The sequence below is a fragment of the Paenibacillus sp. PAMC21692 genome, assembly GCF_014303795.1.
In the GTDB taxonomy this organism is placed as follows: Bacteria; Bacillota; Bacilli; order Paenibacillales; family Paenibacillaceae; genus Pristimantibacillus; species Pristimantibacillus agaridevorans.
This window is the reverse complement of sequence record NZ_CP060293.1, coordinates 2,853,899-2,880,134: the sequence shown is the minus strand read 5'-3', so window position 1 is coordinate 2,880,134 and position 26,236 is coordinate 2,853,899. Positions and strand designations below refer to the sequence as shown.

At 51.0% G+C, this 26,236-nt stretch carries 14 protein-coding genes and 1 pseudogene; 1 reads left to right on the top strand and 14 read right to left on the bottom strand.

From position 1 onward, the window contains the following. Positions 1–31 precede the first annotated feature (31 nt). The 11 genes from H7F31_RS11310 to H7F31_RS11260 all read right to left on the bottom strand — a co-directional run bounded on the left by H7F31_RS11310 (position 32) and on the right by H7F31_RS11260 (position 16,919). Entirely contained in the window at positions 32–901 is an 870-nt protein-coding gene (locus tag H7F31_RS11310; protein WP_108995979.1) for a carbohydrate ABC transporter permease, read from the bottom strand. Continuing rightward, complete coding sequence (locus H7F31_RS11305; protein WP_246608942.1) at positions 901–1,779, bottom strand: ABC transporter permease; 879 nt, start codon at positions 1,777–1,779, stop codon at positions 901–903. The genes H7F31_RS11310 and H7F31_RS11305 overlap by 1 nt, the downstream gene beginning before the upstream one ends. A gap of 427 nt (positions 1,780–2,206) precedes the next feature. Continuing rightward, entirely contained in the window at positions 2,207–4,597 is a 2,391-nt protein-coding gene (locus H7F31_RS11300) for a helix-turn-helix domain-containing protein (RefSeq protein WP_187104260.1), read from the bottom strand. 41 nt (positions 4,598–4,638) lie between these two features. After that, positions 4,639–9,072 carry an S-layer homology domain-containing protein gene (locus H7F31_RS11295; RefSeq protein WP_187104259.1) on the bottom strand — a complete coding sequence of 1,478 codons (4,434 nt, stop codon included), beginning with the start codon at positions 9,070–9,072 and terminating at the stop codon, positions 4,639–4,641. Positions 9,073–9,078: 6 nt separating this feature from the next. Next, positions 9,079–10,002 carry a glycoside hydrolase family protein gene (locus H7F31_RS11290; RefSeq protein ID WP_187104258.1) on the bottom strand — a complete coding sequence of 308 codons (924 nt, stop codon included), beginning with the start codon at positions 10,000–10,002 and terminating at the stop codon, positions 9,079–9,081. A gap of 85 nt (positions 10,003–10,087) precedes the next feature. After that, positions 10,088–11,683: an extracellular solute-binding protein gene (locus H7F31_RS11285; protein WP_187104257.1), complete on the bottom strand. Its 1,596-nt coding sequence runs from the start codon at positions 11,681–11,683 to the stop codon at positions 10,088–10,090. Positions 11,684–11,745: 62 nt separating this feature from the next. After that, positions 11,746–12,624 (bottom strand): carbohydrate ABC transporter permease, encoded by an 879-nt coding sequence (locus tag H7F31_RS11280; RefSeq protein WP_187104256.1) that lies wholly within the window; start codon positions 12,622–12,624, stop codon positions 11,746–11,748. Next, on the bottom strand, positions 12,618–13,601 hold the full coding sequence (locus H7F31_RS11275; protein ID WP_261800380.1) for an ABC transporter permease: 984 nt from the start codon (positions 13,599–13,601) through the stop codon (positions 12,618–12,620). The genes H7F31_RS11280 and H7F31_RS11275 overlap by 7 nt, the downstream gene beginning before the upstream one ends. Before the next feature lie 785 nt (positions 13,602–14,386). Next, positions 14,387–14,752: a hypothetical protein gene (locus tag H7F31_RS11270; protein ID WP_187104255.1), complete on the bottom strand. Its 366-nt coding sequence runs from the start codon at positions 14,750–14,752 to the stop codon at positions 14,387–14,389. A gap of 278 nt (positions 14,753–15,030) precedes the next feature. Next, on the bottom strand, positions 15,031–16,248 hold the full coding sequence (locus H7F31_RS11265) for an MFS transporter (RefSeq protein WP_187104254.1): 1,218 nt from the start codon (positions 16,246–16,248) through the stop codon (positions 15,031–15,033). Positions 16,249–16,319: 71 nt separating this feature from the next. Next, positions 16,320–16,919 (bottom strand): TetR/AcrR family transcriptional regulator, encoded by a 600-nt coding sequence (locus H7F31_RS11260; protein WP_108995982.1) that lies wholly within the window; start codon positions 16,917–16,919, stop codon positions 16,320–16,322. 236 nt (positions 16,920–17,155) lie between these two features. Between H7F31_RS11260 and catA the strand changes: the two are divergent. Continuing rightward, positions 17,156–17,807: pseudogene (gene catA / locus H7F31_RS11255) on the top strand (type A chloramphenicol O-acetyltransferase); the annotation flags it as partial. A gap of 99 nt (positions 17,808–17,906) precedes the next feature. Here catA and H7F31_RS11250 read toward each other — a convergent pair. Genes H7F31_RS11250 through H7F31_RS11240 form a run of 3 tightly spaced genes read right to left on the bottom strand, consistent with a single transcriptional unit; the run spans position 17,907 to position 26,218 of the window. Beyond that, positions 17,907–19,787: a glycoside hydrolase family 15 protein gene (locus tag H7F31_RS11250; protein WP_187104252.1), complete on the bottom strand. Its 1,881-nt coding sequence runs from the start codon at positions 19,785–19,787 to the stop codon at positions 17,907–17,909. Between the two features lie 38 nt (positions 19,788–19,825). Then, positions 19,826–22,789, bottom strand: coding sequence for a discoidin domain-containing protein (locus H7F31_RS11245; protein WP_187104251.1), 2,964 nt, complete (start codon positions 22,787–22,789; stop codon positions 19,826–19,828). Between the two features lie 54 nt (positions 22,790–22,843). Next, positions 22,844–26,218, bottom strand: a complete 3,375-nt coding sequence (locus tag H7F31_RS11240; RefSeq protein WP_187104250.1) for an alpha-galactosidase — start codon at positions 26,216–26,218, stop codon at positions 22,844–22,846. Positions 26,219–26,236 lie beyond the last annotated feature (18 nt).

Sequence of the window (26,236 nt, the reverse complement as noted above, 5' to 3'; positions counted from 1 at the left end):
CCTTTTTTGGTGAAAAACAAGAATTACGCTCTTATTCCTTCAATGAGCCTAACATGGCGCCTTTGACGAAATACTTCTGCAAATACGGGTAGACCAATACGATCGGAATCGTTGCGAACAGAATGGTAGCCGCTTTAAGCGTCGTCGTGTTGAAATCGTAGTCTCCCAAAAACATATTGACGGCGGCAAGTTCCTCCGGCGAAGTCAGATAAGCTCTGAGCTTCATCTGAAGCGGCCACTTCTCGGGATCCCGTATGAACAATACGGCCCGCGAGAACGTATTCCAGTAGCCTACCGCATAAAACAAGCTTACCGTAGCCAGCACGGGCTTTGACAGAGGCAGATAGATTCGGAATAAGATGCCCGCGTCGCTGCACCCGTCAATTCGGGCCGAATCGTCCAGCTCCTTGGGGAGCCCCATAAAAAAAGTGCGAATAATGATCATGTTGAACGTCCCGATAATGCCCGGCAAGATGAGCGCCCACAAGGAATTCATCATGCCGAGCTCGCGCACGGTCAAAAAGAACGGAATCATCGGCGCGTTAAAGATCATCGTAATGATAATGCCCAGCATAATCGGCCTTTTCAGCAGAAAATCCTTATGCGCCAGCGGATAAGCCGTCAGCACGGAGAATAACATGCTAAGTACGGTGCCCACGATCGTAATATACACGGTGATGCCGAAGGACTTCCATAACCCCGCGTTCTGCAGGACATGCTTCCAGGACGCCGTCGTAAATTCGACCGGCAGCAGAAATACTTGCTTGGAATCCGCAGCGATCGGAGAGCTGAAGGAAACCGCCAGCAGCTGCAATAGCGGCATGAGCATGGTGGCCGCAGCGGCAAACAGAAATAAGTAGTTGAACAACTGAAATGTTTTGTCGCCTCTGGTTAGCTTCATCACCACAACCCCTGTTCCGTTTTTCGAGCCATCCGATTAAAGATCCATAACAAAATAAAGCCGATGATCGACTGGAATAAACCGATCGTGGTCGTTACGCTATATTGGCCTTGCAAGACCCCTGCCCGGTATACGTACGTTTCGATGATATCCCCGACCGAATACGTCATCGGCGTAAGTAAATTGTAGATTTGGTCGAAGCCAAGCTCAAGAAAATTGCCGATATTGAGCAGGAACAAAACCAGGATCGTCGGGAACATGGTTGGCAATGTAATGTGTATCGTCTGCTTCCAGCGATTCGCGCCGTCCATAACGGCCGCCTCATATAGATTCGGATTGATCCCCGCGATTGCAGCCAAATACACGATCGTTCCCCAACCGACATCCTTCCAGATGGCGGATAGAACGACGATGGAACGGAAGTATTTCTGCTCCTGCATGAATAGAATGGGCTCAAGGCCGAGCCATTCCCTCAGCGCGTTAATGACGCCTTGGCTCGACAGAAGCTCGAACACGATGCCGCCGACAACGACCCACGACAGAAAGTGGGGCAAATAAAACAGGCTTTGCACGAACCTTTTGGCCATCATCAGCCTCACTTCGTTGAACAACAAGGCGAGAATGATAGGCGCCGGGAAGCCGAAGAGCAGCTGGTAGAGCGCGATGACCGCCGTATTGCGGAGCACGGTGTAGAAGTCCTGATACGAGAAGATATACTTAAAGTTCTTAAGTCCGACCCACTCGCTGCCTCCGATGCCCTTAAAGATTTGAAAGTCCTGAAACGCGATGACGCTTCCCGCAAGCGGCACATACTTGAACACGACGTAATACAAGATGCCCGGCAGGATCATCAGATACAGAATCCAGTGCTTCCTCATATTACCGAGAATTCGGTTCTTCGGAGCTGCATGCTTCCCTGCATGACGAGGGGTTGCGTCTGAGGAGCCTGACTGCGTGGGGCCAACCCATTCTGCCATATTTGCGACCCTCCTTTGCTTAAGTACGGCTATCGTACCCCTGCTGACAGCGATTCCACAATCGTTGGTTTCTCTAGCGCATGAACAATTCCTCGCGCCGCGCCAATACTGGGAAATTGCTATATGGGACAAGGCTTCCTGTCGCATTGGTTAGTCGTTTGGAGGATGGGTATATCACTTGAACAACGGCGAGGAACCAAACTCGAAAGCTCCGTTCCGGTAAAAACGCACATGCTGGGCGTACTGCAAAAACCTCCTCGAATGGAATCATTCGGAGGAGGTTCGCAGTAACGCTTCCGTACTTTTTCATATCATTCAGATCCGCACCTTAATCGCCCGGCGATCTCCGAAGCAACTGCTCCCGATATTCGCCCGGCGTTTGACCCGTATCCATCTTAAATGCCTTGGCAAATGACTGCACCGTAAGATATCCCACCATATGGGCGATGTCCTGGATCTTGTGCCGGGGATCGCCGAGCAGCTGCCTGGCCCGCGAGATCCGTTTCTCGCTGATCGTGTCCTTGATGGTAACGCCCGTCTCCTCCTTGTAGATCTTTCGCAGATGCGACATGCTGATGGCGAACAAATCGCTTAACCGCTCGATCGACAAGTCGCCGTCGAGATGATCGTCGATATAAGCCGTCACGTCCAAGGCCAGCTCCTTGTTCTTCATGCTGCGCTTCTGCTCCAGCTGGCCCAGGATCAAGTCGTAGAGCGACTGGATGTAGCTGACCATGCTCTGCATCGTGTCCGACTCCAGCAGGTCCGTATAACGAAATTGCTGGATGATCGGCTGGAACCCGAGATTGGCGTCAATCTCATAGATACATCGGAGCGAGGACGAAAACAGCTGCAGAAAATATTGCCGGACGACCTCGATTTGACCGGAATGATGCTCCAGCATATACGCTTCGAACTCCAGCAAACTTTGGGCGACGCCTTCGCGATTGCCCGTCTTGAAGTGCGTCAGCAGCTGTTTCTCGATCTTGAGCGGGTACAGGGCAATGCTCGGCTCCGACTTGGCGCCATTGTAGAAGATCACGTTGTTGTATCCGTAGACCAGCTTCTGGCTGATCGCGGACTCCGCCTCCAGGTAACATTCGCCCAGCTCCTCCAGCCCTTCGTGCAGCGCGCTCACTCCGAACGTCGCCGTCATGCTGGATGCGGTCTGCAACAGCTCGTGAAGATGCCGAATCCAGCGATGCAGCTGGGATAACATGGACTCCGAGTCATCGTCCGGAGACTGGAGCCCAAGCACCAGCAGCAGCTCATTCGATTCGTGCTCCAGCAGATAACCTTGGTACCGCTGCTTCGCGAACGCTTCCTCGCGAATGAGCTCGGACATTCGCAGTACCAGCTCGTTGCGAACGGACTCCTCCTGGCCGAGCTTCGCGAACCCGTCCAACGAGATCATGATCATCGCATAATACCCTTCCGCGCGAAGCGGAACCTCGTAATAGCGGAGCCGCTCCAGCGTCTGCAGGTCGGCGGGCTCTTCCCCGCGCGCAAGCCTGTGCAGAAATTGTTCCTTGCGATGGGTCTCGTAATCCTTAAGCAGCAGCGTCAAATCCCGGTTATGGTCGATCAGCCGGTTCACCCTCGTCTCGAGCTGCGTCATCTCCTTGCCCTTCTCAGAGCCCGAGCCTCCCGCATGGACCCTGCGGGTCAAGGATAACAGCCGGTCCACCGGATTAAAGATGCGTTTGGAGAGCAGGAAGGAGCCGGCGAGGCTCAGCAGCAGCGCGATGGCCACGATCGTGATCGTCGCTCTGCTCCACAACTGCACGCTCTCCGTAATGGACGACTTGGGCATGGAGTAGATGTACATCCAGCCGCTAGGCTCGGACGAGATATAGCTGACCAGTGAGTCGATTCCATTTATCTTGGCGAACCGGTTGCCCGACTGTCCCGTCAGCATGGAGAAATCGAAGTCTTCCGAATCTCCGGATGACAGCGACTCTTCCGACGACTTACGGGACAGCACATGCCCTTCCCTGTCGGTAATGATCAAGAAGGCGTCACGGTTCGTATTGAGCGAATCCATGATGTTGACCAAATAATCGCTTCGAATATTGATGACGACGTAAGCATAGGGCATACCCGCATGAATGATAGGGAGCGTCTTTACAATGGTGATCACGTTCTCGTTCCCCATCGAAGAGATCTCCTGCAGCGAGCGGGTGCGGACAAGCGACTCGTCAAACTTCTCTCCCGCCAGAGCCCCGGCAAACGTCTTGTCGCTAAAGGCCGTTAAAGGAACGGCCCCCTGTATGGACGATAAAACGAATTGCTCCCGCGGATAATGAATGTAGACGGAATGAATATAATCGGTGGCCAGCACGACGCCCTCGAGTCTCTCTTGAATCCGCCGCTGCATAAGGATATCCGAGCTTTCGTAATACTCCATAAAGTTCATAAAGGAGGAGTCCAGAAACACCGCTTCCATCGCTTTGTCGACCTCGGACAAAACAATCTCCTGGCCGTTTTTGAGCAGCTGCAGCGTATTGCTGCTGGACTGGACGGCGTCCCGCCATAAAATATTGGACGACGAGTAGTACAAGGCCGCTCCCGTAATGAAGGAGATAAGCAGAGACAGGGCGAGGAAATAATAGAAGTATTCGAATAGACTGCTTTGCATGAAGCCCCATTTTTTCCTCGCGTTCATCCCTTCGCCTCCACTTTGCCGCCTCGTCGGATTGGCCTTGTCTTGTTCGTTCATTATACTTGTTCGCTCCTTCGATTTGAAGGCGGCTCTTTTCGTTACTGGAGCTGATAAGCACGCCAGATCATCTGCGCCGCCTCTCCCCGCGCGGCCCATCTCTGAGGCCTTACGGTTCCATCCCCATAGCCGCCAATGAGACCAAGAGATGTCGCTGTTTCCATGGCCGGTCTGGCCCACGCCGAGATGGCGTCCCGATCCGCGAAGGACACGTCTCCGCCGACTGCTTCCTGATCCAGACCAGCTTGCTCCAGCCCTCTTACGAGCATCGCCGCCATCTCCTCGCGGGTTATGAGCTCATTCGGAGCGAAGCGGCTGTCCCCTCTTCCGTTTACGATGCCGGCTTGCTTGGCGGCGGCAACCGCCGCGGCGTAATAAGCCGCCGCTGGAACGTCATCGAAGCCGGTGCTGCCATCCGCCGACGACTCTTCCTCCGGCTTTTCCCATCCCAGGGCACGCATCCACAACGCGATGAACTCGGCTCTCGTTACCTGACGGTCCGGAGCGAACCGGTCGTCGCTAACTCCAGTCGCCGCATGTGCGGCCGACAGCCCTCTGAGCGCCGGATACAGCCAGTGCTGCGGCGGCACATCCGCGTAGCTTTTCTCGTAGGCAAGCAACGAGTAGGCGCTAAAGTGGTCCAGACGCGCTTCGATCGTCCCTTGCGCGCGATTTAGATAACTGCGCACATAACGGGGAATGTCGGTTTCCTCATCCCAATAGTAGATGCCGAGCAGCTCCGGCTCAGCCTGATCCCCGAAGGAAAACGTCACGGTTACCGGCTCGACGAAGGCAGCCGGAGCGATTTTGTTCCCGCCGGAGTCGACCGCGTACATCGTCAGCTCCACGGGCTTCCCGGCTGCAGTCAACCGGCCGCCCCTTAGCTCGCGCGCTTTCGCCAATTCCAACGTTTGTCGGTCAGTATACTCCTCCAAAGCTTCGATGCCGATGACAAGACGGGTATTGACGCTCCCGTCACCGCCGTGCATGAATCCCTCCAACGTAGCCGCCGGAATCGAGAGTCGCAGTCCTTCCGCCTCGATCTGCAGCTCTTTGCCGCTAAGCGTATCGAACAACTCGGCGCGGAGTTCCGCAAAAGCGGCGTTCGCCGCAAAGCGGAGCTTCCAGCCATCGCCTTGATCGACAGGCTTCAAATCCGCAGCCGTTGCCTTCATGACAGACGACGGTTCTCCGCCGCCCTCCGTTTCTCCAGAGCCGCCGGTGCCTCCATTATTTCCATGATTTCCGGCAATGACGGTCACGCCGGCCTTCGCCGCCACCAGTCTACCGTTCGCGTCGAACCCTTTGACCGTTAGCGCATGGGTGCCGGGCTGCAGCGCGGCGGCAGCCTGGATGCCTAGGCCGTTCAGCGTATGCGGCACCTGCGTTCCGTTGACCAGCACCTGGAGCGTATCCAGCTCCACGGGGATTTCTCCTTGCGCCACTTCGGCCGTAATGGCGACGTTGCCCGCAACGATCGTCCCGTTGTGAGCGGGGCTCAAATTGTCGATGCGGCTGTAAAGGCCGGAATCCTGCTGCGTGTACACGCCGACATTTCGGATTTTATAGCCAACCTGCATGGCTGTCCGGGAATTGATCCCGATGCTGAATCTCCGGATCTGATCGGGATCCAGGTGGAAGTTGTCGTCTGGCAAGCCGAATGCTCCGAAGTCCGACCAAGGCATCTTGACCGACTGCCATCCCCCCGTCGGAGCGGCGCCCCCGGAATTCAAATAACCCGCTCCGTTGCTCTCGTACATAAAGCTGCGAATCGTGACGCCTTCGACGGCCTCCGGGAAGTAGATCTCGAACGTCACTCCTTCCGTTCCCGCAAAATTCGTGGCGCTGTCCAGCGTAAAGTTGGGATACGACCACTTGTCCCCGTTGCCGAAAGCGAAGTCGAATTGCACTTCTCCTTGCCCGGGAGACGTTGCCTCACTCGTGGAGCCCGAAGAAATATTCGTCTCCCACCGCTCGGGATCGTCGTAATTCGGTACCAGCAAGCTTGGAGTTACCGGGAGATCCTCATTGGAGGCGATCTGCGTGACCGACTTGGACGTTTCTTCACCTCCAAATGTTCCCTGGAATACGACCGGAAACTTCACGTCCGCTGCAACCGCGGCGCTGCCCGTTAATTCGAAAGTTACCGTCTCCTTGCCGTAAGGCGCGATGTCGACGTTCTCCGTCGGGCTGGCAAACGACCAACCGCCATAGGTTGTGCCTGTTATGTCGCCCGTCATCGGCTCGTCATTAAAATTGTAGACGTCGACTTGCACCAATGTCGTCTCCGTCTTGTCGAGCAGATACCCCTTCGCTTTTGCTTTGGCGGCCGTTGCCTCGGGATACTTCTGCACCAGCACCACCCGGTCCGCCGCAGACAGCGGCGGCGCAAACGGCGCGGGCTCCGCATGGGCCGGCTCCGTCAAGCCCGGAAACGTCCCCGCCACCCGAACATATTGCACGTCGGCTCCGGCGGTCAGCGCATAACTTCCGCCCGTTGCCGCCAGCACGCTTTCGCGTCCCATAATGTCCGTCAGCAGCGCATCCCCGGCTATGGCGGGAAGCGTCAACGGCGTGTCGTTCTCGCTCCAGATCGCCGCAACGCTGTCCTCTCCGTCGCGGAACACGTAGCTCGCGACTCCCGCGGGCAGGCTGCCGAGCTGCCCCAGGTAGACGGCTTCGCCCAACGCATGAGTCATGGCGGCTTGGGCGTTGACGGCCGCATAAGGCGTAACGCGGGAGGAAAAGCTGCCCCACGACATGCCGTTCTCCAGATAATAAGGGAACACAAACCAGAAATGTTTGTCCACGCCCATCGCCACGGATTCGATCGTGGAGGTGGCCAGATAACGCGCCTGGGTTCTAAGCTGCTCTTGCGTCAACGTCTGCGTGCTGTCCTGGAACTTCAACATGATGCCCGCTTCCGTGACATAGATCGGCTTGCCGTCGACGCCGTAGTCGTGAAGGAATTCCATATTGGCGGCGAAGGTCGGCGGCGTCTCCATCAGCTTCGTCGTTTCGTTGTCGTTGCGATGACCGTGATAATTGTAAATGTCGATGTAGTCCGTAATGTTGTTTTGCATGAGGAGCTCCACATAGCCACCTGGCGGATAAGCGATGCCCGCAAGCGCGACTTGCGTGCCCGTACCCGCATCTCTGGCCGCAATCGTAGTCGCCTTTAAGAAGGCCGCGTATTGATCGGCCGTCTCGCTGTCCGCCGTGTACTGGATGTCCGGCTCGTTCCAGAATTCCCAGTCCGCTTGCGCGCCGTAATGAAGGGCGGATGTCTTGGCCAAATCATACGCGTTCATCAGGTTCCTTGGCAGATTCTTTCCCGTATCCTTGGCCCATGGCGGCGTGATATGGTTCAACTGCAGCACGCGTATGCCTTCGTCGCCGTACGCATCGTTGTAAGGGTCGTATTTGGCGAAATCATACGTGCCGGGCGCGCTGCTGACGGAATTCCAGTGCATCCGCTCCCGCACGTAATCCACGCCGGTCAGCCGGACCGCCCTGGCATAGCCTGGCGCATCCGCCGCCGGGAACAAGGAGCCTCCGGCCACGTCGATCGCGAACGGATGCGTAATGCCGGACCTGCGCTCGGCGCTGTTCATGACGATGGAGAAATATTCGCTGACCTCGCGGCCGTTCCCGTCCGCCTCCGCATACACCGTATAGTGTCCGCGCCCAAGCTGCGGCAAGGACAAGGCGTAGCTCGGCACGTTGTCCTGCAGCGTCAGCTCATCCTGCACGACCGTATTCCCCTCGTAATCCTCTATTCGATACGAGACGGAATGCCCGCTGCTCGCCGAATCCGTAAAGGCAATCGTGAGCCGAACCTCGTCCTGCTCCTCGAACAAATTGTTCTGCGCGTTGCTGCGTATGGAAGTAAGTCCCCACGGCAGCTTGGTCAGCTCAAGCATGTCGAGGAAAAAATAAATGCGTCCGTCCAGGCTTCTCCCCTGCGTCACCCGAAAGGATATCGTATTGCTTCCTTCCTCCAGCGTGACGGGAGTCAGACTATAGCGGTGGAACAGGTTCGTCGGCGATTGAAGCTCGCCAATCTTCGTCGCGATCGACGAATTCACGTCCACATACTCTCCGTCGTTAATCCGGATCTGATACGGAGACACGTGGCCGGCCGCAATCGGCGATGCGACGATCGTCAGGCCGTAAGTGCCTGGAACCGGGGCAGTTACCTCGAATTCCGCGATATAGCCTGCCTCGGGAAGCGGCGCTCCCGCCGCGCTCTTAAAGAACAGGAAGTCGTTGCCGCTGAGCTCCGTGCTGCTTCCTCTCAGCGCGTCCCGCTCTCCCTTCGCGACGGGCGTCTGGTTCACTGTCGAGTAGTGTTCTCCTTCAATGACGATAACGCCGGCATCCTGCTCCGGCTGTATATCCTCGCTCGCATAGGCTGGAAACGCTTGCAAAACCAATGTCAAAACAAGGAACCACATGATCGACATCCGTTTCATCCCGATCTACTCCTCCTCTATGTTTGTGCATACCGGCTTGAACTTCCCCGGCCAATCCCAAACAGTCAAATCCTTGCTCCAGGCCACTCCGATCGAAGCATGCGTATCGAACAACACGCTTTCGTCCTCTGGGCCGCTCCCATGGTAAAACACAACGAATGCCTCGATCCCGGCAACATGGCGCAGGTCGATGACAAAGCCGGCCGTAATCCGGCCCATGGCCCACTCCCAGTCCTTCTGGCCAAGCGTGATGAGCTCTCCGTCATCCCGCCAATCCGTCAGATCGGAGGAGCGCATGACGCCAATACCGTTTTCCGGGGAATGGAACATCACGTATTCGCCGCCATGCCTAATGATGCAGACGTTCTCTCCCGCTTCTCTGCTGCCGCCGTATATCCATTCGCGGAAGTTGTCCGTACGGGAGTAGCTGACGCCGTTCTGTTTGTAGAAGCAATACCACTCGCCCGGCTTGTCTGCATGTTCCACCAAATAAGGGTCTATCATTCTGCCCATCTCGCGAACGCCCGTATCCCCGCCTTTGACCAGAAGGAGCTCGGGCGGCGACCAATGGCGCAGATCGTCGCTCTCCATCATCCAGAGCCGGCAATCCGCATTACCGTATTTCTCCCCGTTTGGCCTGGGATACGTCTGAAGGCACATATGCCACTTGTTGTTATGGAAGACGATATTGCCGGGGCTCGAATAATTTAACCCCCGATTTCTCGGCGTCAAAATATGCGGCTTGCTCCAATGTCGCAAATCTCCGCTTTCGCTCATGGCCGTGTACAGATAAACCTGGCCGTCCGCTTCCGTCTCCGCCAGCGTGTAGTATAGGAACCATATTCCCTCGTGATAGACGGCGCAAGGATCGCGATAGGCTCTCCTGTCGTTGCCGCTCAGCAAGCGGGGAGATGGCAAATCGTCGAACATAAACGTGCCACCTTTCTTATTTGCGGGCATGGCAGAAGGCCGGGGACCGTCATCGGCCCCCGCTTCCATGTCTGCCTTTTACTGCTTAGTTAATACCCGATACGACTTGCGTTCCCTTAAGCTCGTTGTACTTCTTAATGGAGGCATCGAATACGGTCTGGCCGCCTTTTTTCTTCCAGCTCTCTACATAACTATCCCACTTGTCCAGCGACTCGGCCCCTGTTATAAACTTAATGATCATTTCCTCTTCGAACTTGGCCACGTCGGCGCCGTACATCTTGTATTCGTCGGTATGCGGAATGCCGTAGAAAATATCCGCATACAGCTTATAGCCTGCAGCCGCATTGATAAAACGGTTGTTTTCGATCTGCACGGGATCCTCGCTCGCATTGCTCGCCTTATCCACCAAATCCACCCGAGATACAATCTGGCTCAGCGGATCCAGCCACTTCTCGTCGTAAGCCTTCTGTCCTTCCGGCGTTCTCGGCGCCGTCGCGGACGTGTAGTGCGTGTCCTTGATCCCGAACCTTGCCAATTCCCAGCCTTCTTCGGTTGCCAAATAATCGAGGAACTTGATCGCTTCCTCCGGATTTTTTGACTTGGCGGAGATGGCTACCGATGCGCCGATGTTGCCGAAGGAGAACATGCCGCTCTTGCCTTCCGGCCCCGTCAAAGCCGGGAGAATCGGCTCCCACTTCGCTTCCGGCACGATCTCGTTCATCTTGAGCTGCATGACGAGCTGTTGAGGCGCTATTGACCACCAAGCGTTAAAGTAACCAATCTTGCCTTGCGCAGCCTTCTGCTGCGCCTGATCCGCCTTGATCGTAAAGATCTCCGGATCGATGACCTTGGCATCCCATAACCGCTTGATGTAAGTAATCGCTTCCTTGTATTCCGGCGAAACCGCGACCGGGACGATCGTGCTGCCGTCTTCCTTCAGATAGCTCGGCATCGGCGTGCTGCCGCCGATAAAGCCCGGCGCAATGCCGTAGGCGCCGAAGATCGGCATAAAGGATTCGCTGTACGTGTTCGTCACGCCAAGGCCATACGTGTCGTTGTTTCCGTTTTTGTCCGGATCGTCAAAGGTGAACGCCCTGAGCATGGCCTCGAACTCGTCGAGGTTCGTCGGCATGTTTAGTCCCAGCGTCTCGAGCCAGTCCTGGCGCACGACCGGCACTTCTTTGCCTGCCGTGTTTTCGTACGGGATGACGAATTGTTTGCCTTTGTACTTCGTCAGCTCCCACAGCTCTGCCGGAATCGCCTTTTTAAGATTGGGACCGTATTCGTCGATGTAGTCCGTCAGATCGAGGAACAGTCCCTGATCCGCAAAGTTCTGGTAATCGAACGCGCTGAGACGGCTAATGTCCGGAATGTCTCCCGAAGCGGCCAGTACGTTGTATTTGCTGGTAAAATCGTTGTTGGGATGCATCGAGACGTTGAGCTTGACGTTCGTTCGAGCCTCCAGCTCCTTGGTGCCCGGGTTATCGGCCTTCCAGACCCTGCCGAGATCCGGCTGAATAATAGAGATGGCGGTTGGTTCTTTCTTTGTTCCTCCATCCTCCGGTTTGCTCGTGCTCGTCTCGGCGGGCTCGTTGCCGCCTCCGCTGCATCCTGCGATCAGCGCGACGGTCAGCAGGGACGCGCCGGCTGCCTTGAAGCGGGATTTGGTCATCGATTTCATTGTGATCTCCCTTTCTTGTTTATGTTATCTATTATAAGCCAAGCGGCCTACAACCATGGGTACTAACCTTTCACCGAGCCGACCATGACGCCTTGCACGAAGTAACGCTGCAAGAACGGGTACACCATGACGATCGGCAACGTCGACATCATAATCGTAGCGGCGCGAACGGTCTCCACCGGAGGCGGCAGACTGTCGCCGTCCAACTGGTCGATGGCGAAGGTATACATTTTACGCAGAATCAGTTGAAGCGTGGACAAGTCAGGGTCGTTGATATAGATAACGACGTTGATATATTCATTCCAGTGGCCTACGCCGTAGAACAGCGCAAGCGTGGCGAAGATCGGCATCGACAGCGGCAATATGATGCGAACCAGTATGCCTAGCTCGGAGCAGCCATCGATACGAGCCGATTCGCGAAGCTCAGCGGGAATCCCCTGGAAGAAGTTTCGCATCAGGATCAGCAGCCAGGCGCTGATCGCCGAAGGGAGCATAAGCGCCCACACCGTGTCGACTAGCTGAAGGGAACGCACGACCAGGTAAGTCGGGATGAGACCGCCGCTAAACAACATGGCGATCAACACCATCGTCATCATCGCGTTGCGGCCGGGCAGATCCCGGTTGGACAGTACGTAGGCTCCAAGAGCCGTCATAATCAGGTTGATTATGGTCCCCACCACGGTGATAAAGATCGTAACGCCGTAAGCGTTAAGCAAACCCGAATATTGAAGCACGTAGCGGTAGCTGTCCAAGTGGATCGACTTCGGGAAGAGCAGCACGCCGCCGCTCTCCACGATATCCTTCATGTTGGCGAACGACACGAACAGAACGTTTACGAACGGGAACAACGTCGATATGCTGAACAACACGAGAATAAACCAGATGACGTAATCGACGATGCTGCTTTTGCCCAGTTGTGGGCTCGATGCCGGCTTTACCATATGCCGCCCTCCTCATCCATTTTCTTCGCCAGGAAATTTGCCAGCAGCACCAGCGCCACCGCAATGACGGATCGGAACAAACCAACGGCGGTCGCATAGCTGAAGTTATTCGTATTTAGCAAGCCGACGCGATAAATATAGTAATCCAGAACTTCCGCGATCGAAGATACTTGAGGATTGATCATGACCAGAATTTGCTCGAAGCTGACGCTGAGCAATCCGCCAAGACTCAGAATAAACATGATGCTGATGACGCTGCGAATGCCCGGGAGCGTAATATGCCACAGCCTCTGCCAGCGATTTGCTCCGTCGATCGAAGCCGCTTCGTACAAGTTGGGATCCACGCGGGTCAGCGCGGCCAGGAAGATGATTGCGCTCCAGCCCATTTCCTTCCACATGGCGCTTCCGACGAACATCGTTCGGAAATATTCCGTCGAAGACAGGAAGGGAATACTCTCGCCCGACCAGGATTTCATCAGCGTATTGATGAAGCCGCTCTCCGAGAAGAAGTTGTACATAAGCCCGTACACCACGACCCAGGAGACGAAATGCGGCAAATAAGAAACCGTCTGAAACACGCGCCGCCACTTGACGAACCTCATCTCATGCAGCAGCACCGCGAACAAGATGGGGGCCGGAAATCCGAACAGGATCCGGTAGAAGGCGAGCACCAACGTATTGCTGAACACGATCCAAAAGTCCCCGTTGTCGATAAAACGTTTAAAGTGGGCCAGCCCCACCCAAGGGCTGCCGTATATGCCGTCCAGGAAGTTGTAGTTTTTAAACGCGATAACGACCCCGGCCATCGGGGCATAATGAAAGATGGCATAATAAGCGACGACGGGGATAAACAGCAGATACAGCGCTCCATACCGCTTCATGACATCGCGGAAGCGCTTTCCTTTTGGACGCAGCTTCCTGTTGGAATCGCCAGCGTCTGAATACTTGAGCGAGTCCGGGCTTGCCAGTGATTTCAATGTCGTTCCTCTCCTTTATGTCTGGTATTGTCTGTCTGATATGTCCGAAAGCGATTTCAGCTGCCGCCTTCGCTTTGCCCCTGTATAATCCCATGGACATCCGGCTTCGCACCAGGGTTGAAAGCGCTTTTTCGGGCTTTTTCCGCTGAATCAGCGGAATGGATAACGATAAGCGGTTTGGTTTGTTGCAGATATAAGAGCGCGAATCGGGGCTAACAAGTGTTGCTGTTTCACTGTACGGCTCCCCAGTAAAGCCTCTCGACACCTCTCTCCCACTCGCCTCCCGCAACTCGGATCGCCACTCGTCTCCCGCTAGCTTTCCGCCCTCCAACTCCCTCCTAACGGACTTGGGAAGCACTATTGCGCTTATTTATCGTGTTTTAGGATTCTAACGGACATACTCGCCTCTATTCGCATCTAAATGGCCGTCCGCCCCATCATTTTGGGCAAATAGTGTTTTCTGTGTCCGTTACAATTGGGATGTGTCTTAATTAGGGCAAATAAAGTCTCTGAGGTCCGTTACAGGTACGGTTTCGGTTAGGGCTACGTTTGCGGATGCGGTTGCGGTTGAGGTTGCGGCTGTCCGTCGGTTTTCGTCTCCGCATGCTGCCATATGTTCCATTGCCGAAGCCGGCCATCGTCCCCTCCAACTAAAAAAGTTCTTGATCGTTCAGCATTGCTGAACGATCAAGAACCAATAGAAAGCGATGGCGTATCGCGGTTAGACGCGCATCGGCGATTCGCGACGCCTTATGTACATTGCCATGTCGCGTTTTTAGCGGAAGTTACTTAGCCGAAAGGTCGTCCATCGCTTGAACCGCGAGTTCCAGCGCTTTAAGTCTTCTTGCCAGCAGCGTCTTCTGCGGACTGCCTGCCTTAGACTTTGCGTAGCTGTTTTCGACAGACGGGGTTAGAACGACGAGCACTTCACGAGCTTCATTCAATTCATTGGGGGTGTAAGAATGAGGTTTTTGATGCCAGAGGCTTTCAAGCATTGCGAGACCGACGCTAACTGCGCGGAGTCGCTTTTGGACCAAGGTCGTTTTCGCCCCGCTTTGCGTCATCTGGGACAAGGCGCTCTCGAGTTTTCTTATCGTTGATTGCAACGATTTAATGGAATCCGACTTTTCTTCGTTCGTAACGCTTTCCATGCCGGGCACGATCCTCCTTCATTAATCAAAGATAAGTCCTCTTTAACTCTTCTATAGTAATTGTACAACATTAGCGCAAGTTCTAATGTCAGCCCTTCTGATCCTTTGACAATACTGTATCATTCGAAAAAAAACTTATAATGCGAGCTTTAAGGTTTCTCAATAATGTGAGTCGGGAAATTGAACATGAGTTGACGCTACGTCAGGATAAAACTCAAAAGGCAGGAGGCTTGTCGCAATCGACATGCCCCCTGCCCTACGACTCCCCAGCATCTGTCTTACGAAGCCGAATTCGCCTTTTGCAATCCGCGCTTTCTCGCGCTCAGCGTCATTCCGAAACAGACCAACAGGATCAAGCAAGCCATTGCGTACGGAAAGTTGATGTCCAGATCGAACAAAAATCCCGCCACGATGGGTCCGACAATGTTGCCGAGACTCGTAAAAGCCGAATTAAGACCGGCCACGTATCCTTGCTGATCCTTAGCCACCATGGACATCTGCGTGCTGATGGCCGGCCGCAGGATATCGATCGCCAAAAAGATAATAAACGTGACGGCAAAGATCATCCAGAAGCGATGAACGAACAGCGTCAGGAAAATAAAGACCCCGGCGAAGAGCAGGCAAACCGAGATGACGTTTTGTTCGCCGAACCTTCTGAGAATCCAGCCGAAGGCCGTTACCTGCACGACGGCGCCGGCGATGGAGCCGAACGTAATAATAAACGCGATGTCGCTTGGTTCGAAACCAAACTTATGGTCGACGAACAAGCCGAACACGGTCTCGAAATTGGCTAGTCCAAAGGACATAACAAATACGATAATCAAGCTTAAAAAGTACGGTTCACGGTAGGAATACCGAAGTTGGGTCAGCAGACTCCCATGCGACTTGCCCGGGGCCGAAGCGCCGGAATTCTCCTCTTCTTCCGCCGCGACAGGCACCGATTCCTGCAAGACAAAATAGGTGAGAATCGCAGCTATAATTCCGGCCACCCCCGCTGAATAGAAAGGAACGCGTATACCAAACTCCGCAATGTAACCACCAATACCTGGTCCAATAATAAATCCGGTCGTAATCGCCGCGTTTATATACCCCATCCCCGTCGCGCGTTCTTCTTTGGTCGTAATGTCAGCCGCATACGCAATGACGGCTGGCATGATCATGGCGGCGCTAATTCCCCCAAGCAGCCTGGAAACAAACAGCAGGACGGGAGAATGCGCCAATCCGAACAACACCTCCGACAATGCAAAAACTACCATGCCAATAACGATCATGCGTTTCCTGCCGAATTTATCGGCAAATCGTCCGGCCAGCGGCGAAAAGAGCAGTTGCGTTAGCGAGAAAGCGGCCACCAGCAGACCGACGATTCCGCCGGTAATGCCCAAGCTCTCCATAAATTTAGGCATGATCGGTATGACGAGACCGATACCAGTGAAAGCTAGAAATAGATTAAGCATAAGGATGAGCATAGCTCCCCGTTTTTTGACCAGTAATGCCATCGCAGTTTCCTCCAGTTGTCATGTTGCTAATATTACTGAATATTTATTCTAAATTAATTCAAAAAAAGAGCCTAGCGCGGCCGCTTGGCAATGCCATGCAAAAATACGTCCATAGCCAGCCGGTATGCCGCCAGCGCTTCCTCATGTCCCATCTTTCGGGTATGTTGATTTAATCCGTACATGAGAATATCCAAAATCGTGGCGATCCCCGTTACGTCAGCCATCTCCAGCTCGCCGTTGTCGATTCCCTGCTGAAGCAGCTGCCGGTTAAATTCAATATAACCTCCAACCATGTCATTAATGCGCTCCTCGATCACCGGATCATTATCCGCGTTGAAAAAAAATTCATCGACCGCTTTGCTAAGCGGATGGTTTAAATGATCAAGAGCCGAATGCTCAGCTATCCCATACAACTTATCGATCGTGGACGCATACATCGATTCCCGAGCAAGCCAATTGTCTTCCCACTCCCTGTTCCAATCATCCAGCAAATGAAAGAAGAGACCTTCCTTACTCTTAAAATGATAATAAATATTGCCCGCGCTGCATCCGGTCGCTTTTACGATATCCTCTATCGACGTGGCCTTAAAGCCCTTTTGCGCGAATAACGCTTTTGACGCATCGGCGATCCTTTTCTTGGTCTGTTCGGTTTGCTGCTTTTTCTTATTCATAGGCGAACCGCCTTTCCCCGATTGACAAATAACACTGAAAATATATTCAGTATTATAACGAAATCGAATGCATTTGCCAAGTGTTTTGTTTTAATGGTCAGCAGTGGATTGTTTTTAAAATTGTTTTATATGATACAATAATATTCGACTCTTTAAAAAGGATTGATTCTAATGAAGAAAGCAGACAAGTTGGCCTCCTAAATCCGCTTTAGACAAAAATTTAGGAGGCCAATCAAATGAAGTTTAATAAAATTGATTTAAACAATTGGAAGAGAAAAGAGATATTTAATCATTATTTGAACCAACATACGACTTTTAGCATTACCACCGAAATTGATATTAGTGTCCTATACCAAAATTTAAAACAAAAAGAATATAAATTTTATCCTGCATTTATTTTTTTAGTGACAAGTGTGATAAACTCAAATACGGCTTTTAGGACTGGTTATAATCGTGATGGAGATTTAGGTTTTTGGGATAAGTTAGACCCGCTATATACGATTTTTGATCGTGCATCTGAAACATTTTCTGGTATTTGGACTACTGGAACTAATGACTTTAAAAAATTTTATGACTCTTACTTTGAGGATGTCGGAATTTATAATGGTTCCGGCAAATTGTTTCCCAAGACACCTATACCTGAAAACACTTTTTCTATTTCTATTATCCCATGGACTTCGTTTACTGGATTTAACCTAAATATTAATAATAACAGCAAGTATCTTCTGCCCATTATTACTGCGGGGAAATTCATAAATAAAGGTAATTCAATATATTTACCTCTATCTCTTCAAGTCCATCACTCTGTTTGTGATGGTTATCATGCCGGATTGTTTATGAACTCAGTTCAAGATTTGGCAGATAAGCCAGATGGTTGGCTTATATAATAGCAGACAAAGGGGCTGTCCAGAAAGTCAGTGAAAACTGATTTCTGATCCGCCCCGTGTTTTATTAAATGATAAAAAAATCGTCTTGCCAGTCTGCTTCTTAATTATTCATTGCATAATGGATAGCCGATTCGAGGTTCATCCCACCTTCCCAAGGCCGATAACGAGTACCCTGCGGCGTCTCATTGATGTAATATTCCGTCCACGCCCCTACAGAGTCGCGGATTGATAGTATCTTTTCGAAGATCTCATTCGACAAAGGATGCTGCAGAACCGTCAATCCATAAAGGAATAATCCATAATCGTAGCCTAACGTAATTGTGCTATTGGGTTTGGAAGGCAAGCTTCCGTCTCTTTCATATTGGATAATAATGTCGTCCAAAATCCTGGCCAGCTCCTCCCTAGAAAATAAAGTGCTGCCCATATACAAATGCATTAGACTTACAGATTGCAAGTAATAAATCGTATCCTTTTTCTCTTCGAGAACAGCACTGCCTGACATGCAGGAAGCACAGACGTAACGGTTATTTCCATAATTCTCAGTCCAGCCAAAGTAAGAACAACTCTCGCACACGCCATGTCTGAATCTTGGAAGCTGCAAGCCCTTTTTGCGGTTCGGGTTGTTTGTCATAATTTTATTGTCATTCCAAAAGTTAATTCGGTAGCTTTTCATCGTTTTATGCCATATCTTATGCTGTTCCTTCCATTTCACATGTTCCCAAATCTGATTTTGCTTCAGCCACTCCAGAAAAACCTCTCCCGCAATAATAAAGAGCATTGTCGCTTCCGCCGATCCATCATAGATGATATCTCGTGGCAGGATCCCACAGGCAATGTATGTTTCATCCCCATTAAACGGAAGCATTTCGCAGGCAAGATGCTCGGTTTGAACGGTCCAGGCCCATTCCAGCATCGGGCAGATTTCTTTGATCAGAGCTTCATCATTCGTTTGTTTAAGATAGTCGAAAGCCTGAATAATCAGGTAACCCGTGATTTCTACATCATCGTTTTCATGGACATGGAATAATCCATCCCTTCCAATTCCTTGGGCATTTTTCAGGAAACCGGATTTACGCCAGGTGTTCCAGTAGAAACGCAGAACTTCTTTTGCTTCATCATAATGCCCGAGCTTTAAAAGACATCGGAACGCGCCGTATTGGTCCCTAATGTAACCGAGATGGTAATTATGGCCGGCCAATATCCCACCTTCGCTCCCCTGTTGAGCTTTTACAAGAACTGAATAATCATCTATCGCCTCCATGAGGGATTGTAAAGGAATATCTTTTCGAAGCTTGCTCTCTAGGCTAATCCTCCCCGAACTGTACTTTTTCCAATAATCCCTGCTGCTGGACAGTCTCGTATTATAATCACTGCTTAGAACCTCTTCTGCAGTAAGCACACATTCCGGATAAGAGCGGCCTCCAGCGAGATACATCAGGCTTTCGCCAGGCCCGCACCACCATTCTCGGATATTTCCTTCCCTGCTTCCATGATGATGAAGACTGCCAGTACCGATCACCTGAAGAACACTGTCGTTCGTCGTCGGATATCGTCCGTAAATAAAACGGCCGGCTTTGGCAACGGCCAATAGGCCGACAGTACTGCTAAATGAAGCATACCGATGTCCATTATCCAAAAGCTCAACATCCTCATCCACGACAAGCTTGAACTTCAAAGATTGCTTCAAAACAATTTTTCTAATCAAGCAGGGATAATGCCAATCAACAAAATCAGTTATTTCTCCAATGTATTCTTGATTCCGGTAAATCCGATGTGTCCAGATCGCTGTTCCTGTCTCTCTATAGGAATGCGTCCCAACATTCTCGGACTCATTGATGACGAGTTTGAGAAATGAGGGCGAGCTGTAAGGAGGTCCAAACACTTGATTGATATTCGGCCCTTGTTCATATACGGCTAATCTTCCATTCCCTAAGGCGTGCAAAGTTCCATCATCTACTGCGTGGCTGCTCCATTTCCTCATTGGGAATCCCCCTGCTCATACCTGATCCGATTCAACAATTAATAAATTTTAAATTCCTTTATAGAAGCCCAAGTCGTTTCGGTGTCTAATATCGTAATTTTTACATACCTATAGCTGCCAAGACTGCCGTAAAAGCTATATACGCCGATAGTTGCATCTTGACTATTCGTTCCGACCGTAGATTCATCCGTAACAACGCTCCAATTGACATTGTCGATCGAACCTTCGATTCGATACTTCCACCGCTCTGCGGTATTGAACTTAGTGTCTATTCGTTTGATGGAATGCAATTGGCCGAGGTCAACCTTCAGCCACTGTGGCATTGCTCCATCGGACGCCATCCAGTTTGTAGCATCGTTTCCGTCTACCGCTAGAGCTGCATTAACCGATCCAGAGGAAGCTGTAACGGTTTTGTTCTGAGAAAAAGGAACGTAGGTGATGACAGGATCCATCGATGTTGAATCAAAATAATGGTTTCCGCTTCTCGACACGATAAAATAGATCGGATCCCCTGCTTGAACGTTTACAGTTTGTTTTGGAAAAGGAATAGCAGTTCCTGGCGCAATATAGGTATACCCAATGGATGGCCAAACATTGTCAGTCCCTTTTAATACCTTTGCTTGCACCCCATCTCCCCTTGTGTCCGCCAAAGTAATATGTCCGTCGTTCATCGTAATTTCTACGGTCCCATTGAATGGAGCAACCCATTTCCGTACAGCATCAGTAACATCGGGATGCATCCCGTTATCCCAAATAAGCAAGTCCGGCTCGCTGCCTTTCCACATGCTCATCGAATAGTCCCAATTCATGTCATCATACGAGTGACTATTCCAAAATGACTGCTGGTAGCTCCAAGCCCCTTTCTGTTGAGTAATCCCGTAATCTGCAGATGCTTGATATTTTACAGGCTGTAAATCATCTCTAGTCCATGGTACCTGCTTCACATATTCAATGACAGGATTCCATTCTGTAGCATCGCTGATGTTGTTTCCGTATTGGTTTACAATAAAATAGATCGCATCGCCAGCAGCTACTCGAATCGTTCTCTCCGGCATGCTGATGGTGTCATTCCCACCTACGTATTGCCAACCTGACGAAGGCCACAAGGGACTATTTTCGTATAAGACTCTCACTTGGACCCCATCTCCGCCAGCAGAGCTTGAAGTCGCGATCCTTCCATTATGCGCTCGAATATTTACCGTTCCATCCATTGGAGCTATCCACTTTCTTACCGAATCCGCAACATCGGGATGCTGAACGTTTGACATGATCAGATTATTGGAATAGGAACCTGTCCACCGACCGTTAACCGCATCCCATGTCATATCCGTGTAATTAGAGCCGTCCCATTCTTGATAATGCCAGCCTTGTTCTCCTTGAGTGCTGCCAAATGCTTCACTCGCTAGGAAAGTATCCATTGAACTAGAGGTCTTAGTTACTTTTGTTCGATACAGCTCCTTTGTTTCTTCGGTTAACGGGTTGTTCACATCCCACTTATGTGCTTGCATGAAATAAATATAGAAGCTTTGCCCGACTTGCAAATCGGTCGCCGTACCGTCGCCGTCAAGATAGGAGGTGTAAAATGGAAAAGGTCCGCGTGCATCCGGCACAACTCCGAAATACGAGACGATTTCACCTTCATCCGTCCAATGAATGAGATCAGTTGAAGAGAAGGCACTTCCTGATATGACGTAATATTTATTATTGTAAGTGTTATAGGCACCTGTAACATTAGCACCGACCGAAGTTGCGTTAAGCGGAGTATAATTGCCGCCCAGGCCGGCTTCCGTCCAATTGCCATCATAATATTTATACCAATTCGACACAGTATCATTAGCTGCAGCGACCATCACTTCACTTATAGGCGCTCTCGCAACGGCAGCTTGGATTCCCTGTGATCCGTACTCTAAGAAATAAGTATAGTAATAGCCGTCTTTAATAAATAAGACTCCTCCTCCTATGTTTACATTAGCAGGATCGCCAAACTGAGTTACAATATTGCCTAAGTAGGTCCATGAATCCCCTTCGTCTGTACTTCTCGCCAGCCCGATTCGATAACGATCCTGGCTCGGACCTGCAGAACCGACCTGACAAACAGCTAAGAGACTTCCGTCCGTTTGTCTTACAATATTCAACAACCACCAATAGCCATCATGTCCGTTAGGATTCTCAAACAGCTCTGATTGTGTTTTTGACCAGACGAACGTTTGGCTTGGATGATCCGCGGGACCGCGCATCTTCGTAAATCCATGAAACGGATCGGAATGAATCCAATACGGATCGCCGGCAGCTTGATATATCGGCAGTACAGGCGTATCCGTATAGGACATTTGCATACGGTCATAATCGTTTGGACTCATCACCATTTCAGTCTTGTCAATCGTAAACAATGGAATCTCGTCTTGTCGGATCACCGGATCCCAATACACAATGTCGTTACTATTAGCGCCGTCTTTATTGACTTGAAAATAAATAAAGTCATCTTCTAGTACTGACGCTACAAGCGCATGTGTAGCGAATTGTCCAGGATACAGCACTTGCCATCCGCTGCTGGGCCAAATTTGGGTTATTGTGCTTCCGCTGACTTTCATGATTTTCACTCTATTTCCGTCCCCGTTTAACTGAGGCTCCAGTGTAGAGCGTATCATATTGCCAGTAATACTTATTGTCATATCACCCGGTGCTTTCCAGCCTAACGCCGCATCCGAATTCAATCCGGGGCTGAAGCCTTTTTTCCATAAGAGCAGCCTGTCCTCGTTCCCCTTCCATTTTCCGAACCCGCCTGCCGTATCATAGCTCATGTCCATATAAGAGGTTCCGTTCCAATAGCGATAGTACCATTGTTTTTCTCCTTGAAGACTGCCGAATTCTGTCGAGAACTGCCAAGCCCCGATAGGAGTTGCTTTTGTATATGAAGGGGCCCAATGAATCGTACCAAACCATACAAAAATACATAGTGCTAGAACACAGCTTTTCTTCCTGAAAAAAACCGATCTATTCACGGTTCGGACACCTCTCTTTTTGGCGTAACGAATAGGCGTTCAGTATTTATCCCTCTACGAATAGAGACTAATCATGGGATCCCATAATGTTGAATCGAAATATTTGCTGCCGTTCTTGTTCACGATGAAGTAGATCGCATCGCCCGCCGTAACTGTTGTAGTTATGTGATGACTAACGCCTGTCGTCGTATCGTTTCCATCGATTAAATGCGGGCCCCATAGCGTCGTGCCATTCTTCTTGATCGTGACGACTACTCCATCTCCGCCAGTCTGATACATCTTTACGGTTCCGGTCACATCGATTGTGCCGCTTGAGGGAGCGACCCATTTGCGCACCGACTCATTTGTATCCGGATGCTGAAATGCAGCTCCGATTATTAAATCCGTACCGCTTTGCTGCCAAGCTGCCAATCCGGCATTGTAGGTAGATAAATCATAGTAGGTGCTTCCATCCCACTGCTGGTAATACCAGCCTCCATCTCCCTGTGTTGAGGAAAAACCAGCCGAAGCAGAATGGAAGGAACCATAGGTTACTACCGGATTCCAATGCGTGCCGTCAAAATATTCGTTACCGTTTTTATTAACAATAAAGAAGAGTACCTGCCCTCTTTTCACTTCTATAATAAGATCGTGACTAATGCCAACGGTATCATTACCGCCTAGCGTATGCGGTCCCCAAATATCACCGTTCGTGTACGGCGAGTTAGTCGGCCCTTGAATACGCGCTGTGATCCCGTCTCCTCCTTGTCCCGCCTGACTTAAAGACACCGTACCGCTAACTCGGACGGTACCGTCCTTAGGAGCGATCCACTTAATAACGGGGTTGTATTCATTACCAGGGTGGACCCAGCCTGGCGCTGCCATTGGATAATCATCATTTCCTTTCCAACGGTTGTTCGAAGCGTCCCAGAATAGATTCGTTAAATAATTATAACCAGGAAATGGATTGTATTGCTGCTGATACGCCCATTGATTAGCTCCTTGAGATGAGCTGAAATCCGCCGCAAATTCATAGCGGCTCGCAATAATTGGCGGGGCGGGCGGCGTAGGGCCTCCAGACAGTAACGCTGCCGTCACGAATGTGGAAGCATTGCCGTCGCCATCGACGCTTCTAATTCGGTAAACATCACCGGAATCAGCATTTTCCAAAAAGTAAAAGGTACCGATCGATACTTTGTCGATGACTGTGCCGTTACGTTCAATTTCGTAATAAGACAATAAGCGGTCGTCACTCGCCGGGCTCCAGTTTAATTCCGCACCGTAATGCCCCATGTATTCCGCTTTCTGGACGGTCGCATGGCTTGGAGCGGACGGATTAATCGTATCTAAACCCGAACCAGGGTAATCGGTCATGTTAAAAAAGATCATTTCCCCGGCCTGCAGGTTTGTCAGCGTTACTCCGTTCGATTTCCAGTAAGCTCCCGTACGCGTTTGCGATGTGCAGCTCCCTTTAGGACAGCTTAATGTATAATCGGTCGCATCAAGCAAACCCTTCGGATATACCGTAATATTCGTGTTAAAATACGGAGCTGATCCATTGAACATGATCATAGCTTTGGTCTGATCCCCATTTGTCGTTTGCAGCATGTACGTCTCGTCGCCAGAGGCCATTGTCGGACGAAATACTTTACTCCATCTGCCATTTACTCCCTGAGTGCCAATGTATCGCTGCATCTCCACAAATTCTCGATATTTCTCTTTAGTTGCAGCGCTTTTAGGCTCCAGAGTAGTGAAATCCGCATCGATGTCCGGCTCGGAGTAAAAGCCGTGTCCAAGCTTCACTAATGGAATTTTCAATGATTGATAGTAGCCGGCGTAATGATAGGCGAGTCCATCCGTCAACTGCTGCGCGTCAACATACCGCAATGCCTCCATCGACAAAATCTCACCGCCGGATGCGCACCCTTGAATGGTCGCATACGGATTCGCATCCTTGAACTCCTTCAGAAGCCGGAAGAAGTTATGGGACTGCGCAAGCATATCATTGTCGCTTCCTCCTGATTTCCACGCGGGCGCTCCGTCATAGCGCCAATCATAAGCACCCCACTCCGTCTGTTTTGAAGTAGCTTTGTCCACAATCCAGTCATAAGCATCTTCATTCGCCAAATTCAGATGCAGACCATAAAAAGTCATTTCGTCATCCTCTACCAGCCACTCAGGGTGACTCTTCGCTACCTCGGATCCATAGTCTACATGCCAGAAAGGGGACCACACCCTCATCTTGATTCCGCTTTTCTGCACGTATTCATTCAAATCGGCAAAGCTTTCGTCCGCAAGCGCTTCATTCCAGTCGCCTTTTCGGTCATACCAATTATCATCAACATGAACGACCGTGCCTCCGGCGTATCGTGCATAATTCGTTGACTCCCAAGCACTCGGCATTTGCGGACTGATCCGGTTTTGCCATGTGCCGCCACCCGAGCCGCGGGTATAATCCCATAGATAGCGGTATGAGTAATCTAAAATCGTATTACCCATATCATCCAAATCACCGCTGAAGACGCCGATGATGCTCTTGGCACCCGTAATCGACGCGTTGTCTGCCACCACGTAATCAGACATGCTGACATAGCCGCTTAAGTTGATCGGGGTACCGGTTTCACTCACTTGGGCCAGCCAATGCCCGTTAAAATCAAAAGACAGCCAGATGCCTTCGGACAAGGATCGGTTGCGAAGCACGAAAAAAGCGTCGTATACAGAAGTTCCCTGCTCATAAGTGCCTATCGCATTCTGGTAGTGTCCGTCAACCATCATAACCTCGGGAGCATCATAAGAGTCGAAGGTGCGATTATAGCTTCCGGTCATAGATACCGTCTTGAGCACGCCCGAGCCGGTAAAGTTGCCTCCTCCGGTCATATATTGAAGATCGATATCGGCTCTGTCATTTTGCATCAGCCGCTGCTTGAACATATAGGGCGATGAGAAGCTTTGCGGGCTGCCCGACACGTTCTGAAATTCCGACCATTCGCGAATGGCACCGGTATCAGGGAAAACAACATAATAGCGATGCACCTTCACGACACTATTATGAAATGTGATTTTAAGCTGCAGCTCCCCCTGAGAAAGCGTCGTTACATCGTGCGTATCATAGATCCAGCTCGTAGATGAACCATTATAGACCGTGCTTCCGATCTTAACTTGAAACTCGTCTGATTGCTGCGTTCCCTGCACATACTCGCGGTTTGTCAGCTTATTCTTGAAGCTGGTTTGCATAAATTGACCGAGATCATTCAGGCGAACTTTTTTTTCCACATCATCCGTACCGAGCGTCCATGTTCTCGTACCTGAATCATAGGTTACATAAGCATCTCCCGAAATCGATGCATAGGCCGTTTTGGCTTCATACATAATCAGATAAAGCATGAATGGTATAGTAAACAGCAGCAGGATTATCCTATTTTTATTTATGATGTTACTCCGTGCTATCATTCTTTATCACATCCCTGT

What these genes read in the sequence shown, in the direction of transcription:
- H7F31_RS11260 (WP_108995982.1), bottom strand. Translation starts at nt 16,919, where the DNA reads ATGAATAAGAAAAAGCAGCAAACCGAACAGACCAAGAAAAGGATCGCC.
- H7F31_RS11290 (WP_187104258.1), bottom strand. Translation starts at nt 10,002, where the DNA reads ATGTTCGACGATTTGCCATCTCCCCGCTTGCTGAGCGGCAACGACAGG.
- H7F31_RS11270 (WP_187104255.1), bottom strand. Translation starts at nt 14,752, where the DNA reads ATGGAAAGCGTTACGAACGAAGAAAAGTCGGATTCCATTAAATCGTTG.
- H7F31_RS11285 (WP_187104257.1), bottom strand. Translation starts at nt 11,683, where the DNA reads ATGAAATCGATGACCAAATCCCGCTTCAAGGCAGCCGGCGCGTCCCTG.
- H7F31_RS11265 (WP_187104254.1), bottom strand. Translation starts at nt 16,248, where the DNA reads ATGGCATTACTGGTCAAAAAACGGGGAGCTATGCTCATCCTTATGCTT.
- H7F31_RS11300 (WP_187104260.1), bottom strand. Translation starts at nt 4,597, where the DNA reads ATGAACGAACAAGACAAGGCCAATCCGACGAGGCGGCAAAGTGGAGGC.
- H7F31_RS11310 (WP_108995979.1), bottom strand. Translation starts at nt 901, where the DNA reads ATGAAGCTAACCAGAGGCGACAAAACATTTCAGTTGTTCAACTACTTA.
- H7F31_RS11305 (WP_246608942.1), bottom strand. Translation starts at nt 1,779, where the DNA reads ATGAGGAAGCACTGGATTCTGTATCTGATGATCCTGCCGGGCATCTTG.
- H7F31_RS11250 (WP_187104252.1), bottom strand. Translation starts at nt 19,787, where the DNA reads ATGAGGAAATGGAGCAGCCACGCAGTAGATGATGGAACTTTGCACGCC.
- H7F31_RS11280 (WP_187104256.1), bottom strand. Translation starts at nt 12,624, where the DNA reads ATGGTAAAGCCGGCATCGAGCCCACAACTGGGCAAAAGCAGCATCGTC.
- H7F31_RS11240 (WP_187104250.1), bottom strand. Translation starts at nt 26,218, where the DNA reads ATGATAGCACGGAGTAACATCATAAATAAAAATAGGATAATCCTGCTG.
- H7F31_RS11295 (WP_187104259.1), bottom strand. Translation starts at nt 9,072, where the DNA reads ATGAAACGGATGTCGATCATGTGGTTCCTTGTTTTGACATTGGTTTTG.